The organism is Nostocoides jenkinsii Ben 74, from assembly GCF_001046875.1.
Taxonomy (GTDB): domain Bacteria; phylum Actinomycetota; class Actinomycetes; order Actinomycetales; family Dermatophilaceae; genus Nostocoides_A; species Nostocoides_A jenkinsii.
On sequence record NZ_HF571038.1, the window covers coordinates 3547869 to 3562002 of the forward strand.

Here is a 14134-nt window from a genome sequence, read left to right on the forward strand (position 1 = left end):
GCGACCTGCCGGTAGGAGTGCCGGTCGGCCGAGTCGAGTCCGGTGAGGTCGAGGGCGGTTCCGTCGAAGGCGGCGAGGGTGGCGGCATACACGTCCCGTTCATCGACGCGGGCGAGAGCCGCGAGACGGGTGATCGTCTCCGGTGACGGCGCGAGGGTGAGGTACCGGGTACCAGCGCGTCCACGACCTGTCGCAGTGAGGAGCTGGGCGGTGGTGAGGCCGTTGGCGTCGGCGAGGTGCTCGAGCCAGGACTCGATCGACTCCCCAGGGCGCGGCGCAACGGGCACCGGAAGGGCTGCGGTCATGGCGCGTCTGGGGGTGGTGTGCGCGACCCCCAGGCCCTGTCGTCCGGCAGGAGATCCTGGGGGTCACTTCCCGGTCCCTCGCGAGGGTAGGCGTCATGGGTCAGGCTACCCGAGCGCTGGCCGGTGAATTTGGCCGATGGCGTGCGAGCGGGGGCGTGGAGCCACCTCTCGAGAGCGCTGGCAGCGTCATCGATGGTGGCGGGGTTGCTGTCCCGGATTGCTTGGGTGGCGGCGTCGCCGATGTCGAGCGCCCAGACGAAGTCGTCAGACTCCAGCTTGCCCACGGGGTCAGCGCAGCCCGCCTGACGAACGGCGGCGCGAGCTGCAGCGTTGACGCCCTCGAAGAGTGGGTCCCAGATCGAACGCAGCGTCGCCGGGCAGCCGTGAGCGTCCACGAGGCGGGCCAGCAACGCGGCCGCGTCTGCGGGTTCCTGGACGACGGTGGCGCCCAGGACCTGACGTTCGGGAAGACCCATCACCAGCAAGACGAGAGCGTGGTCGCCGTCGGCGAGCCAGACATGGTTGGGGTAGAGCTGCCAGGCGCTCATGCCGACCTCCGTTCTCGCGGCGCACGGGCACGAGCAACGTCGGGCCGGCCGTTGCGGTAGCCCTCGCCGGCGGCGATGCCGGTGTAGCCGGAGAGCTCGGCGAGGTCGGCGCACTCTGCGGCGATCGGGCAGGCGGAGCAGACTGAGGCTGGCTCGGCCAGGGCGGCGAGGCGAGCCGCGGGGGTGAGAGCGGCGGCATACATGTCTTCCCACCGACCCCACGCGATCGTGAGGTCTTTGCAGGAGCCGTCGGCCAGGGACCAGGCGGCGTCGCGGGCGAGAACCTCGCGACTGATCCCGCGCATCACCGCTCCCGTGCCGCAAAAGGTGGAGACGGTGGGGTGGACCAGCTTGCGCGCAGGTCCTCGATCGCGGTCGAGTCGAGACTGATCGGCGTGAACGCGAGATCAGGGATCCCAGCGGTCAGGGCAGCGGCGGTGGCGGTCGTGCAGACACCCACCACGGCCCCGTGGCGGGTGATGACCCAGGTCTGCTCCGGGAACGCCGGGGTGTGGCCGTGGTGGCGGTGAGCCAGTCCTCGACCAGGAGTCGGAGCTCTTCGTAGTGGTGCGGGTAGTGGAGGTGGTCCCGCTCGAGCGGGGTGTCGTCGATCGTGGTGAGCATCGCCGTGGTGCGCTGGTGCAGGTCTTCCAGGGCGGGATGGTTGATCGGTGTCATCCGTATCTCCTTGTGATGGCGGCCCAGGTGGCCTGGGTGGTGGGGATGGTGATGACGTCGGCGTCAGCGAGGAACTGCTGCCCGGTCTCGGCGAGGACCAGGCGGGTCTCGGGGTCGATGGCGGTGTCGAAGGCGCGCACGTGTCGGTCGGCGATGAAGGGGCGTGGGCCAGTGAACGCGGGCCCGTGAGTCAGCCGTGTCGACATCCACGCCAACTCGCGCCTTGGGGTGATCGTCGATGGCGGGGAGCCGGTCCTTGGCCAGGGGGCAGCCGCGGGGGGTGGGTGATGGGTCGCAGGGTGTCGCAGCGCTCCTTGTAGTCCACCAGCCCGGCGTCGACGAGGCCGGTGACAGCGTCAGTGAGCCGGGCGGCGTCGAGGTCGTGGATGCCGCGGCCGACGCGGGGTGAGGCACGAGCGCTCCTCTCAGCCCCGAGGCGGACTCTGTCGAGGTCGTAATGCTTTACTACTCTCGTGATCCCCCAGTCTTCCATTCATCCGTCCCGGAGTCAGGTGCTTGGGTCCGCGATCGCCCAAGCCCGTCGGGAGTTCGGCATCACACAGAGGCAACTCGCAGCGGCCTCGGGGGTGGGACTAGAGACACTGCGAAAGCTCGAGCAGGGGCACGTCGAACAGCCTGGAGTGTTTCGGATCGCCGCCATCGCGGACGCCCTGGAGACGACCGTGGACGCGCTGCTGCCGGCTCGGCCGAATCGGGTGTCTTCCGTCGGGTATGAAGGCTGCGAGATCGCAACGTTCGTCGACGCGATCCAAGCGGCCGGCATTGACCTGGTCGCCGACGTCCGCCTCACACCGTTGAGCCGGAAGCAGGGGTTCAGCAAGACGCGCCTGGGCGCGGCTCTCGGAGACATCGGGGTGCGATACGAACATCTGCGGTCTTTGGGCAATGCCAAGGAGAACCGGCCACTGTTTGCCGGCGCAGAGTTGGAGGTCGGGCGGGCACGCTATCGGGCTGGCCTTCGGACCCCCGAGGCGCGACGCGCGCTTGGTGAGCTCGCCTCTTGGAGGCAGGAGCATCATGTCGCCCTGCTCTGCTTCGAGCGGGACGAGGAGCGGTGCCATCGCTCAGTCGTGCTCGAGGAGCTCGCTCAGTTGGGGTAGTACACACCGAGCACATGGAACACGTGGCGGCGTTTGGCTTGGTTGCCCACAAAGAAGGCAGGTGCCCGGGGCGGCTTGAACATCATGTCGAAGAACTTCTCCTTGAGCGCGGCACGTACGGCGGCCGCGGGGCTGTCGCCGAGGCGGCGTTGGAGCGCGACGAACTCCCAGTCGATGATGCTCTGATCGTGGCCCTTGCATTGAGCGTCGTAGCACTTCCATCGGTAGTGACCCTCAAGTCGCGGGGCCTGCAGTGGGCTCTTGTCGGAGTCGTCGAACAAGTCCATCTGGTTGACGTAGGCGTCGATCTTGGCCTGTTCTTCTGGTGTCCAGCCGGCGTGGTCGGTGATCCGCAGATCGAGCACTTCCCGTACAGGGACGAGCCCTAGCGATGGCGCCACCGCTGCCCGCTGGTTCTGCCGGTTCAGTTCGCACATGGTGTCCGAAGCCGTTGGGTCGAGAAGTGCTCGACGACGCTTCCAGGGATCGAGGTGGTCGATAACCACCATGGTGGACATGTCCGGTTGCCATGACTCGACGCGGGAGTCGCCGGTGGCGGGCACGGCCCTGACTCGGATGATGTCGTACTTCTTGAACTTCTGGTCCTGCTCAAGGAATCGGAAGTTGATGGGGTACAGGCGGATCCACCGCGCTTCTGTGCGGCCGCGGGACAGCCCCAGTCCGGCCACGCATACCGTCTCGCCCGCTTTCGCTGAAGGGTTGGGCGCAGCTTTGACGGTGATGAGGACCTCCAGTTCGTCCGGGCGGGAGGGCTTTGGAACATCCCGATCTGGCCCGCCGAACAGGGCACCTTGGCTAGGCACGTCAGCCCTTCTCCCGATCGAGTCTGGCGAGCATGTAGTCCGCGACGGTGGCGGCTTCACGCACGACGAGCATTGCCAGATCCTCGGACACACCAGTGGGCAGGGTCCGGCCGTGGCCGGTTCCCTGGAGGTTCCGGAGCTTGTTGACCTGGTCGGCGATGTTCCAGGTTGACTGATGGATCGCGCGAATGGCATCGACGCCCGGCAGGTTGGGGTCGACCTGCTGGGGCAGCACCCCGAGCCGCTCCCTAGCGAGGTGCCATAACTGGTCGTAGGACATCTTGTTGCCCACCGGCATGCCGAGCTCTTCGAGGACGAACTTGGATACGGACTCGAGGAGCTCCTTGGCGGTTCCAATGAGAAGGGCGGGATCGGCAGTGGAGCGGCGCAGACGCTCGAGCTGCTCGTCCAGGGCGGGGCGACCGCCGGTGTCCAGGTCAACATTGCCGAATGGTTGAAGATGTCCGTCGTCGGTGAGGTACCAACCGGCGGAGCGCAGGGCCCGGTTGAGACGGTCAACATCTTCCCCGGCAGCGTCGCTGCCGATAAGGCCCGCTACACGGAGGGCAGATGGCAGCTCATCAACGAGGTGTCGGGCACGTGCTGGCTCTCGCTGCGCGATCCGCAGGGCCTGGAGGACTCTCTGCTCCTTGTTCTTGCCCTGAATACTGGGCGTGTAGACGTAGTCGTCCCCGTAGCCGGAACCCGTCAAGACGGTCGTGATTGTAGTGTGGCTGGGGCCAGCACCTCCGTGGAAGAACATGGCGAGGGCCGCGCTGATGTCGCTGTTGAGCGGGATCGTGGCTCGTGGGCTCATCTGGACTCCTGTGTAGTGTGCGGCGATGTCGCGATCGCGCCGGCCAAGGTTGTGGCCTGCTCCTCGGTGAGGAGCCGGGCGAACTTCCGATAGGACCGAGGGTTGGCCGCGACCGCGACCGTCGCGGGGTGACCGTGCGCGACCTCCAGCCACAGCCAGCGCAGGGCGTAAGCGCGGCTCCCGGGGCGGGTACCTCGGCAGTTGTGACGAGACCATCGACGGAACCAGCGTTTGGTTCGTGCGAGGTGTTGGACGCGGTCCTCCATCGCCCGGTAGTCAATCTCGAGCCGGCGAGCAGCCCGGGCGAGGGCGGCTGCGACGTCGGCGGGCGACGCGGTCATCGACGCTGAGCAGGCGCGGGCGGTGCGTTCGCCGAGTTCGGGTGGCAGCCGGAGTTCTCGCGCGGCGTCGGCCCACGAGTGGACGTGCGGGTGGGTTTTGGCCAGGCAGAGGGATGCGAACAGGCCGATAGTCGCGGGGCGGGAGTCGAAGAGCCCGCCGAGGTGGTCCCGGACGAGGTGCTGGGGAAGGACTTGCGGGATCTGTCGGGTCGAGGCGGTGAGCGGTGGTTGCTGGTCGAGGAGATGGGACAGGCGACGGCGCGGTGCGTGGGCGGCCATCACGAGCCGCGTCAGGGTCGGTGTCATGCGGGTGTGGTCGGCCAGCCATCCAAGCCGGCCTTCGGGGACGTCGTGGAGGTGCTCGAGCCAGGACCCGAACCGGGTTGCCGCGGTGTCGAGGTCCTCCGAGGCGAGGATGTGGTCGGCTGCCGTGAGCGGGCGTGAGCGGAGGACGGAGTCTTGGGGTGGGCGGATGCTCCAGCGCCGAACCCGAGGTGTGCCGGCATCGGCGACGTCGCGTGCCCAGGAGGGGAGGTTGACGGGCGTTCGGGACGCTGCGGCGAGGTGCAGAAGGAGTGCGGTCAGGGATCGGAGGGTGGTGGTGAACTCGGGCGCGGCGAGTTGGCCAGCGAAGGTGGCGACTGCCCCGGCGGCGTCGGCGGTGTCTTGCCGGGCTTGGCGTTGGAGGCAGGCATCGTCGGCCGGCTCGGCGGCGAGCGTGGTGAGGTCGACGCGGCATTGCTTGCGTGGGCCTTGGCCGAGAGGGTTGCCGCACAACGTCTGGGAACCAACGATGCGCAAGGGTGAGTGTCGCTGGTCGCGGAAGGGGCGCTGGCAGCCGGGGCACGTGGCGAGCAGGTAGGTGCCGTGGGTGCGGCATACGGTCGTGGTGGGCAGGCGCCAGGTGATGCGCCAGATGCCGTCGTCGGCGAGGCATTGCGGACAGATCTGGGTGCCGTGGCCGGGGATCCAGCCTCGGGCGGCGATGGTGCGGAAGCTGGACTGGTGGGCCGGGTCGAGCCCGTGCAGGTCGAGGCTCGTTCCGTCGTAGGCCGCCAAGGTCGCGTTCTGCAGGGCGGCGGCGGCGGCTCCGGTGAGGTGAGCGATCCGCTTCAGGGTGGCCGGTGTGGGGGCGAGCATGAGGTAGGCGGTGGTGGAGCCGTGCCCGGCCCGCACCATCTCGATCAGTCGGGCCGTGGTGAGGTAGTTGGCGTCAGCAACGCGTTCGAGATAGGCATCGAGGGCCTCGCCGGGAGCGAGGTTGACGAGGGTCGGCAGGTCGGATTCGGCGTTGTCAGCCAGCATCTCGAGTCACCTCGGTGTTGCGGGCTGGCGAGGCGGATTCCTCGGCCGTGACTAGGTCGCTGCTGCTGGTGAGCCGGTTTCGCCACCAGGTGCGTAGGTGGAGTTTCGTTTCGGGGTCGAGGGCGCTGTCGAAGGTCACGATGCTGGCGTTTGACCGGTTTGGGTGGGGCCCGCCGGCGGGCCGGCCTGCGGTGGCGTCGAGCCACACCCAGGCAGCCGCGGCCTCTCGATCGAGGTGTGCGCCGCCGGCTCGCGGGATATCTCGGAGGGCGCTGGACGGGAGACGTTGGATGCCGCGCAGTTCTGCACGGGCTTGAGCGCGGTCAAGCAGGCCTGCGGAGTGCAGTCGCTCAGCATGCACGGCGAGTCGGCAGAGCGCATCTGTGTCATCGAGCAGGCGTGCTGCGACGCGTTGGGCGCGGGGGGATGAGTCGGCTGCGTGGAGGGAGGTGGCTCCGGCGATCGTCATGGGGGTGCCGTGGGCTTGGCTGGCTAGGGCGGTCAGGGCGAGGGCTTCGGCGGTTCGGTGGGTGCGGTGGTGTTCAGGAAGGATGATCGGGTCATCGTGCAGGCGCAGGATGGTCGGGACGTGGCGTGCCTGAATGTCGAGGTTCTCCAGGAGATCGAGTAGGCCGTCGCGAGCGTCGAGTGGGTTGCGCCAGTCCGGCATCTCCTGGGGGTCGGGATCCCAGGGGTCGGCCATGATCGCGATGTCATCGAGCATCGCTTCGGCGGTGGCTCGATCAGCCGCCGCATCCCAGGTCAGGGTGAGCAGGGTGGCGGTGATCGACGGAGGGCGGGCGATCGTGTACCGGCCGGTGATGACGTTGCGGTCCACCCAGCGCACCGCACGAGTTCTCCATTGTTGGGTCTCCCCGTCGAACAGCGGGGGCCAGTTCCGCCAGAGGGCGAGTTCGACCTTGGCCATGAGCGACTCCAGGCGCCGGAGCCGATCTCGAGCAGACCGGCTGGACGTCGTCGCACCGAGTGTCGTCATCACGTCGTGATGAACCTCCCGCAAACTCACCGGAGCCGGTAGTGGGCCCGGATCGAGCCGATCGACTAGGAGGTCCTCGCAGTTGGGGCAGAGGACGATCAGGTTGAGCCTTGCGGCGACCGTGTCAAAGCAGCCGCGGGGGCATGTGGCGGGTTGGCCGGCATACCGGCGCCCGGTCCGGGCGCGTCCGAGCGCCATCCCCGGATAGGTGCCCCTCAGCGTGGCAGCCCGTAGGCGTTCCTCGGCGACCCCGGTGATCGACGAGAGCCGGGCTAGCAATGGGTGGTCTGGGTCTTCCCAGACTCGGGCGGTGCGTCGGTGGCCGGTCAGGACGGGAAAGTCGAGGTAGTTGGCGTCGGCGACCCGTTGCAGGTAGGCGGCGATGTCTTCACCAGGCTGGATGTCGACAGCGACGGGGAGCTGGCTGGCGTCGCTCATCCGGTGACCTGCCCGTGCTGGGTGACGCTGACCGTGGGATGGAGCTGGGTTGGCTTCGCGGCTGCTTTGTCGGCCTTCTTGGCGAGTTCGTCGATGGTCAGTTTGGACGCGGGAACGGCCAGCACATGTTCCTCGGTGACCGCCCAGGTGCCGTCCACGATCGCCGCCACGGTGGCCTGGCGCAGGAGGTTGACGATGGCCTGCATCCGTCCGTGGGTGCGTTCCAGGATCAACCCGGGCAGGTCGTTGTGCAGCATGCCCGGTTCTGCGGCGGGAAGGAACGGGGCGATAACGTCGCCGGACTCTTTGAGGAAGCGTTGCCACGCCAGGACCTGGTCGCGGGTGTCGGAGCCGTAGGGGGCGACGGTGATCGCGTAGGCGCGGCCGGTGATCTGGGGGTCGCTCATCACGTCGTGGGCGTGCAGATTCGCGCCGGAGAAGATGACAGTGATGCCGTACTCACCCAGGGCGGTCACGATCGCTTTGAGGTGGTCCAGGGCGTACCGGCCGAGGCGTTCGGTCAGGATCAGCTGGTGGAGGTCGTCGATGACCAGCAGCCGTACCCCATGCTCGAGCACCAGGTCGAGAGTGAAGGCCTTCTTCGCGGTGCTCTTGTCCATGTCGAAGGCCTCGACGACGAGCTCGTTGAACCGGGTGACGGTGGTCGCGGCTTCCAGGGACAAGAACAGCACCGGCGCGTGGGTGGGGTGGATTTCCTGGTCACGGCCCCCGAACCGGCGGGTCGTGGTTCGCCGCGCCATACGTTCGGGGTCACCGTCCGGCCCGACGTGGTGGCGGTGCACGGCATACGACAGCTGGTACAGGACCGTGGACTTGCCCAGGACGTTGAAGCCGGTCAGGAGTGCGACCTCCCGGGTCCCGGTCAGCATCTGGGCGTTGTCTTCGATCAGGTCGTTCAGGACCTGCCGGATCCGACGATCCCGCTCGGAGTCGAAGTAGTGGCCGTTGAGGTAGCGGCGTACCTCACGGGCATACTCACGACGCTTGGCCTCCGACATTGCCCCGGCCTCAGCCCGAGTCAACGTCGGCGGCGGTGTCAAAGGAGGTGCGTAGGCCTGCGCGTGCAGGCGTGACGCCTTCACGGCTCCCCCTCCTGCGACTCCAGCGTCGGCCACGCCGTCTGTGTCGGGTCAAATGCTGGCGGACTGCTCGACCTGCTCGCACCGGCGCGGGTTCCCTTTGAAGAGGCACCGCGGCTGGTCCGTCGGGTGCCGCGGGCGCCAGCTTCGGCGGCTTCGGCGTGGTCGAACTGGGATCGTGATTCGCGCAGGTGGGCCGCCGCGACCTTGTTGGGTTTCCAGTCGACCATGTCCGGGTTGGCCCGGAGGCGGTCGATTGAGGCGATGTCGTTGACGGCCTCAAGGATTTCCCGCTGAACGCTGTCCTTGTTGATGGTGGTGTTCGTGCCGCCTCGACGTTTCACGGCCTGGGTGGCAGCCTTGAGGACCAGGTCGGTCATCGGCGCCTGCAGCTGGAATGCTCGCCGCCAAGGGACCTCGACCACGGCGCCGGTGTCAGGTCGACGGAACCACAACCGCGAGAGGTCCCGCGGATCCATGAAGAAGGGCGCGGCACGGTCCTGGTCGCGGAAGAACCCCTTGGGGACAGAGCGGAAGTCGTCCAGTTCCGCGCAGTCGAACGTCAGGTCTTTGTACTCGACGCCGTCGTGGCGGATCGTCAGCCACAGCTGTGGCAGCAGGTCATAGAGCAGGTCCGGGCGCTGGAGGACGTGCAGCCGGCCCACAGCGGCCAGGAGCGCGTCGAAGACCTCCAGCGGAGTCATCCCCACCGCCGGTGAGCGGTCTTCCATGGTGCGGTCGACGACCGTGAGACCGCCGTGGCGGGTGCGGTGGTAGTCGGTGCAGATGAACTCCCGCAGCCGTAACTCAAGCTCGCGCGGAGTGAGGCCGGGCCCGTCGCCCTTGAAGACGGCGCGGCCCTTCTTGTCGACGACGATCTTGCCGGCGTCGCTGCCCCGTTGGGACACGTTGCGGCCCTTGTGGCCGGACAACTGCAGCAAGCAGCGCTGCAGGGTCTCGTGCCAGCGCTCCACAAACGCGTTGTCGGTGGGCTTCTTCCCCCGGGAGAGCAGCAGGTGGATTCCCAGGAGGGTGCACACCTCGCGGAAGTAGCGGCCCGTGAAGATGCTGCCCTTGTCGGCGCGGATCGCATCCGGGAGCAGGCCGGGGATCGGATGCTCGCCCAGGAGGGGCCGGGCGGAGAGGCGCTCGGCCTCGGCGACGGCGTCCTCGATCGAGCCGATGGTCTCTGGCACACCGGCCCAACGCCAGTCGTGGACCTGGCCGGGTTCGACGACCTGGCTGAACGGGCGCAGCACGTCATAGAGGATCAAGCCGGCCTCGATCGCGTTCGCGCTGCGGGGCACGACCCGTAGAGCCAGGACGACACGCGTACACACGTCCAGTGCGGTGATGATCTCGACCGAGATGGGTTTGCCAGTCCACGGGTCGACGCAGAACGTGTCGCTGCGGGTCACATCGATCGCGACGACTTGGCCCGGTCGAAGGGCGGGGTAGGCCGTCAGGGCCAGGACACCTCGCAACTTCTTCGTCGTATGGGAGCGAGTTGTGCGCCCGGCGGCTTGAGCAGCCTGCGTCAGGTAGGTCCGCAGGGTCGACTCCGGAGGGTCGAGTGAGTCCAAACCCTCGGCTTTGAGCGCCAACAGCGTGCGTCGGAGAAGTTCGTCGATCGAGCGAACCGCTTGGGTTCCATCGATGCGGGCGGCGATGTCGTCGGCGATGCGTCGCACCTCAGGATCGAGACCTCCGAAGGCGGAGTGCCGGCGAACGCGACGCTTGTCCACCAAGGCCAGGAGCCCACCGTTGATCGGTCGGTCGAAGTCGGCCAGCCAGTTCATCAGCTGACGCTGCGAGACCGCGCCAACCCTCGCCCGAGGTGTGGCTTTGCCCGCCTCCAAGTTGCGTTGACGACGTCGATCGAGCAGCGCCTCCCGGGCAAGGATCGTGGCCATCGCCTCGCACTTCTTGCTGTCCGAGACCTTTCGGGCCGGGTTGAACAGCGAGTATGGCTCCCCAGGTCGCGCGAGAGCCGGGTGCCCGAGAGCGAAGCCCGTGCGCATGGTCAGAACGACCTCCAGCTTGTCCAGCGACTCTTGGAGAGCGTCATCGCTCAGCCCGGACAAGACGGCCATCAACGACTCAGCCACCGCGTCCACCCGCCCGTCGACAATGGCGCGTGCCGGCTGGACGTCGGTCCACGACACCTCGTGGACACCGCCGGTGACATCGCGGACCGTGTACCCAAACGGGCCGACCGCGACCACGATTCGAGGTCCCTCCGGGAAGAGGATGGTGGCGCCCTCGTAGAGCGTCACTCGGGCGTTCATGTCCGCACCTCATCGGTTGCCCACGCCAGGCGCGAGCGCTGATCCCACGGGGCGTTGAGGTCCATCTCGATCTCACCCGACCAGACCAGGTGCCACATGGCTGACGTCAGGAACCCTCGATCGTCATCGGCCTCGATGACATCGCCAACACAGCCGCCACCATCGGCCAGGACACCCTGCAGAATCGCCTTGGCAGGCGTGAGCCACTCCGGCGCTCTGCGCGCCGACGCAATCCAGCGCAGGTTCAACGACGCCACCGGGTCGAGACCACCGAACAGCTCGTAACGCCAGCCGACCTTCGCGCAGGCTGCCCGAGTACGCGTCGACATCACCATGAACGTGTCATCGCGTTCTTCCGGAGCTCGGACGTCCCAGATCGTCACCGAGCCATCCCGGTGCGCGCTCAACACGTCGGGGAAGTGCTTCGTTCCGTCCCCCCAGCGCAACAACACGGGTTGACCGACCAGCCACGTCACATCACGCTGACGGTCCAGCCACGTTGCGAGCTCGTGCTCGAGACCAGACTCGAGAAACAGCCACCCACCCGTCGTCGTCGACATCGCCTGCACCGGGATGTTTCTCGACAGCCGGCCAGACCTCGTCTCCCGCACCGGCTGCAAGCTGCGTGGATCGGGCGGCCCCGCGACCCATGACCACTCGGATCGCGAACCCCCAGCACACCGAAACGACCACGTCGCTTCACCCACTTGGGAACCGACGGGCCGTAGCCCTACACTGGGCATGACGACACCTCCTGTCTCCTCACCCGGATCAGGTACTTGTCTTACGAGGGCGCTCCGCTGGAACGGGGCGCCCTCGACGTTTGTCTAGTGCGTTGAGCGTAGACCTTCCCCTCTCGCGCCGGGTAGCGCAGAAATCACGATCTGACAAGAAGACACGCCGTGAACCCCCCTATGAAACATAGGTGGCGGTTTATGAAAAGTAGGACCCATCTCGACATCAACCCCGACACGGGGCTCGCGGCGGCGGGAAACCCGTTGCTCAACAACGGGATTGCCGGGGATGACCGGATCGTCGCTTATGGACTGCGCAACCCGTTCCGGTTTGCCTTCCGCCCGGGCACCAACCAGCTCTGGCTCGGGGATGTCGGTTGGGGCGCGTGGGAGGAAACGAACTGGTTCGCGACCGGACCCACCCAGAAGGCTGTCCCCAACTTCGGCTGGCCGTGCTACGAGGGCAAGGATCGGTCGATGCGTTATGACGCAGCCAATGTCGGCCTGTGCGAGCAGCTGTTTGCCAAGCCTGCGCAGAACCTGGGCGGCGTGGCGAGCCCGCTCGTCGCACCGCTGGCGCAGCTCAACCACAAGGGCGCCTATCCGACCGGCTGCAACACCAGCGGCGGCGGCGCGTCCGTGGGCGGGCAGTTCCTGACCGGCACCTCGTGGCCGGCGAAGTTCCGCGGTGGCTATCTCTTCGGCGACTTCGCCCGGCGCTGCCTGATGATCATGCCGACGGGCGGCGGGACCCAACCCGATCCGACCAAGACCGTTGCCGTCGTCGACAAGATCGGCCCGGTGGCGATCCGGCGCGGACCCGGCGATGCGCTCTATGTCGTCGACATCGTCGGCGGCAAGATCCTGCGCCTCTCCGGAGCGGGCGGCAACCGGCCCCCGTTAGCGAAGTTCACCGCGACACCAGCCACCTCGGACACCCTCCCCATGACCGTGAGGTTCGACGCCTCGGCCTCCACCGATCCCGAGGGCAAGCCACTGACGTTCGCCTGGGATCTCGACGGTGACGACGTGTGTGACGACGCGACGGGGGTCCGGACGAGTTGGACTTATCGGCACAGCGCCACGGTCACCACGAAGGTCTGTGTCACCGACGCCGCCGGGCAAGTCGCCGTCGCCAGCCGCGTGATTCATGCCGACAACACCGACCCGACGGTCACCGCCATGGTCTCCAGCACGGCCACGGGGTGGGCAGTCGGGGATGTCATCACCTTCACCGCGGTGGGCCGAGACGCGGAGGACGGAGTCTTGCCGGAATCGGCATACGAATGGACGCTGGTGATGCGGCACTGCGCCGCGGAGGGGGACGAAGACGCCTGTCACACCCACCCGCTGCGGGTGGCGTCCGGCTCGTCGGTCTCGTTGAAGGTCCCCGACCACGAGTACTACGCCTACGTGCGGGCCTGGGTGACGGTTCACGACTCCGTCGGTGGCACGAAGACCGTGCGGATCGACGCACTGCCTCGGGTCAGCACCATCATCGTCGAGACGCTCCCGGCCGGCATTCCGGTCAGCGTTGGCGGTGCCTCCGGTGCCTCACCCGTGACCGGCAAGTTCCTCGAGCACGGGCTCGCCGAACTCATCGTCCCGCCCAGGACCACGCTCGCGGGTGAGACCTACGCCTTCGTGCGCTGGACGGACAATCCCGATGCCATCCCGGATCGCAAGTTCAAGGCCAAGCCGGGGACCAACACCTATGTCGCGGAGTACAAGGTGGTCGCGGGGTAGGGGGGCACGGCCGCGGGGGACGGACCCCTGCGGGTTGGGAGAGTCCCGCTCACCTAGCCTGTCCCCGTGATACCTGTCCTGGCGTATGCCGTGACCGCCCTCGCCGTGCTCTGGTGCGGCCTGTGCGCGTGGCTCGGGTGGCGGGACCGCCTCATCAACGACGGGGTCCTGTTGGTCGCTGCCGTGCTGGAAATCGGCCTGGTCGTCCTTGCCGTCCTCGCCGTGGCGCGCTTCCGACAGATCGATCCGGCCGCCGAGGGGGCGACTTTCCTCGCGTACGCGTTGAGCCTGCCGGCGGTACCGCCTTTCGCGACCTTGCTCGCCATACGGGAGAAATCGCGGTGGTCGATGATCGTCGGCGTCGTGGCCGGATTCACCGTCGCCGTGATGGCCGCGCGCATCGCCCAGATTTGGAGCTTGTATGCCTGACACGCCCGCCTCGGCAACGCCGTCGAACTCGACTGGTCGTGGACCTGGCACCGTCATCGTCGCCTTGTATGCCGTGCTCGCCCTCGCCGCGACGGGGCGCTCGGTGCTGCAGATCACGGAGTACTTCAGTCGGGCGCCGCTTGCCTACGTGTTGTCCGCCGTTGCCGCGGCGATCTATCTGGTGGCGGCGTTCGCGCTCGCGACCGGCCGCCGCACGCTGGCGACGGCCGCGTGCACGGTCGAACTGGTGGGGGTCCTAGCGGTTGGGTTGGCGTCGTATGCCGCGGCTGAGCACTTCCCGGACAAGACAGTGTGGAGCCATTTCGGCTCTGGCTACGGCTACGTCCCGCTCGTGCTCCCGGTGATCGGGTTGTGGTGGTTGCGGCGCACTACCACCCCACCTCGAACTTGAGCACGCCTTACGCACTTGAGCACGCCTTGTAAGGCGTGCTCAAGTGCGTAA

General features: G+C 67.5%; 17 protein-coding genes. 5 read left to right on the plus strand and 12 right to left on the minus strand.

All coding sequences use genetic code 11. The features are described 5' to 3' along the window. The 5 genes from BN13_RS16875 to BN13_RS16895 form a co-directional block, all read right to left on the minus strand. A partial coding sequence (locus tag BN13_RS16875; protein ID WP_201329102.1) for a TniQ family protein occupies nucleotides 1–305 on the minus strand: 305 nt, incomplete at its 3' end. Continuing rightward, on the minus strand, nucleotides 302–853 hold the full coding sequence (locus tag BN13_RS16880) for a hypothetical protein (protein ID WP_048548094.1): 552 nt from the start codon (nucleotides 851–853) through the stop codon (nucleotides 302–304). The genes BN13_RS16875 and BN13_RS16880, both read right to left, overlap by 4 nt. Then, nucleotides 850–1158: a hypothetical protein gene (locus BN13_RS16885; protein ID WP_048548095.1), complete on the minus strand. Its 309-nt coding sequence runs from the start codon at nucleotides 1156–1158 to the stop codon at nucleotides 850–852. Before BN13_RS16885 ends, BN13_RS16880 begins: the two co-directional genes overlap by 4 nt. A 118-nt stretch (nucleotides 1159–1276) precedes the next feature. Continuing rightward, on the minus strand, nucleotides 1277–1531 hold the full coding sequence (locus BN13_RS16890) for a hypothetical protein (RefSeq protein ID WP_048548096.1): 255 nt from the start codon (nucleotides 1529–1531) through the stop codon (nucleotides 1277–1279). After that, nucleotides 1528–1737, minus strand: coding sequence for a hypothetical protein (locus BN13_RS16895; protein ID WP_048548097.1), 210 nt, complete (start codon nucleotides 1735–1737; stop codon nucleotides 1528–1530). Before BN13_RS16895 ends, BN13_RS16890 begins: the two co-directional genes overlap by 4 nt. 74 nt (nucleotides 1738–1811) lie before the next feature. Here BN13_RS16895 and BN13_RS20695 point away from each other — a divergent pair, with 74 nt between their 5' ends. Together BN13_RS20695 and BN13_RS16900 are read left to right on the plus strand one after the other, a co-directional pair. Further along, the gene (locus BN13_RS20695) at nucleotides 1812–1940 is read left to right on the plus strand and encodes a hypothetical protein (RefSeq protein WP_268806971.1); all 129 of its coding nucleotides are present in this window, start codon (nucleotides 1812–1814) and stop codon (nucleotides 1938–1940) included. Nucleotides 1941–2004: 64 nt separating this feature from the next. Further along, the gene (locus BN13_RS16900) at nucleotides 2005–2652 is read left to right on the plus strand and encodes a DUF488 family protein, N3 subclade (RefSeq protein ID WP_201329103.1); all 648 of its coding nucleotides are present in this window, start codon (nucleotides 2005–2007) and stop codon (nucleotides 2650–2652) included. Here BN13_RS16900 and BN13_RS16905 read toward each other — a convergent pair. The 7 genes from BN13_RS16905 to BN13_RS16935 all read right to left on the minus strand — a co-directional run bounded on the left by BN13_RS16905 (nucleotide 2640) and on the right by BN13_RS16935 (nucleotide 11505). Next, nucleotides 2640–3476 (minus strand): hypothetical protein, encoded by an 837-nt coding sequence (locus BN13_RS16905; RefSeq protein ID WP_084733807.1) that lies wholly within the window; start codon nucleotides 3474–3476, stop codon nucleotides 2640–2642. The genes BN13_RS16900 and BN13_RS16905 overlap by 13 nt on opposite strands. Before the next feature lies 1 nt (nucleotide 3477). After that, nucleotides 3478–4293: an abortive infection family protein gene (locus BN13_RS16910; RefSeq protein WP_048548098.1), complete on the minus strand. Its 816-nt coding sequence runs from the start codon at nucleotides 4291–4293 to the stop codon at nucleotides 3478–3480. Further along, nucleotides 4290–5939: a TniQ family protein gene (locus tag BN13_RS16915; protein WP_048548099.1), complete on the minus strand. Its 1650-nt coding sequence runs from the start codon at nucleotides 5937–5939 to the stop codon at nucleotides 4290–4292. The genes BN13_RS16910 and BN13_RS16915 overlap by 4 nt, the downstream gene beginning before the upstream one ends. Continuing rightward, nucleotides 5929–7374, minus strand: a complete 1446-nt coding sequence (locus BN13_RS16920; protein ID WP_048548100.1) for a TniQ family protein — start codon at nucleotides 7372–7374, stop codon at nucleotides 5929–5931. The genes BN13_RS16915 and BN13_RS16920 overlap by 11 nt, the downstream gene beginning before the upstream one ends. Continuing rightward, nucleotides 7371–8393: a TniB family NTP-binding protein gene (locus BN13_RS16925; RefSeq protein WP_048548101.1), complete on the minus strand. Its 1023-nt coding sequence runs from the start codon at nucleotides 8391–8393 to the stop codon at nucleotides 7371–7373. The genes BN13_RS16920 and BN13_RS16925 overlap by 4 nt, the downstream gene beginning before the upstream one ends. A gap of 80 nt (nucleotides 8394–8473) precedes the next feature. Then, complete coding sequence (locus tag BN13_RS16930; RefSeq protein WP_048548102.1) at nucleotides 8474–10762, minus strand: DDE-type integrase/transposase/recombinase; 2289 nt, start codon at nucleotides 10760–10762, stop codon at nucleotides 8474–8476. Further along, entirely contained in the window at nucleotides 10759–11505 is a 747-nt protein-coding gene (locus BN13_RS16935) for a TnsA-like heteromeric transposase endonuclease subunit (RefSeq protein WP_084733808.1), read from the minus strand. Before BN13_RS16935 ends, BN13_RS16930 begins: the two co-directional genes overlap by 4 nt. Nucleotides 11506–11697: 192 nt before the next feature. Between BN13_RS16935 and BN13_RS16940 the strand changes: the two genes are divergently transcribed. The 3 genes from BN13_RS16940 to BN13_RS16950 all read left to right on the plus strand — a co-directional run bounded on the left by BN13_RS16940 (nucleotide 11698) and on the right by BN13_RS16950 (nucleotide 14083). Continuing rightward, nucleotides 11698–13242 (plus strand): PKD domain-containing protein, encoded by a 1545-nt coding sequence (locus BN13_RS16940; protein ID WP_048548352.1) that lies wholly within the window; start codon nucleotides 11698–11700, stop codon nucleotides 13240–13242. 66 nt (nucleotides 13243–13308) lie between these two features. After that, nucleotides 13309–13671 carry a hypothetical protein gene (locus BN13_RS16945; protein WP_048548354.1) on the plus strand — a complete coding sequence of 121 codons (363 nt, stop codon included), beginning with the start codon at nucleotides 13309–13311 and terminating at the stop codon, nucleotides 13669–13671. Then, nucleotides 13664–14083, plus strand: a complete 420-nt coding sequence (locus BN13_RS16950) for a hypothetical protein (protein ID WP_048548356.1) — start codon at nucleotides 13664–13666, stop codon at nucleotides 14081–14083. The genes BN13_RS16945 and BN13_RS16950 overlap by 8 nt, the downstream gene beginning before the upstream one ends. The last annotated feature ends 51 nt before the right edge of the window (nucleotides 14084–14134 follow it).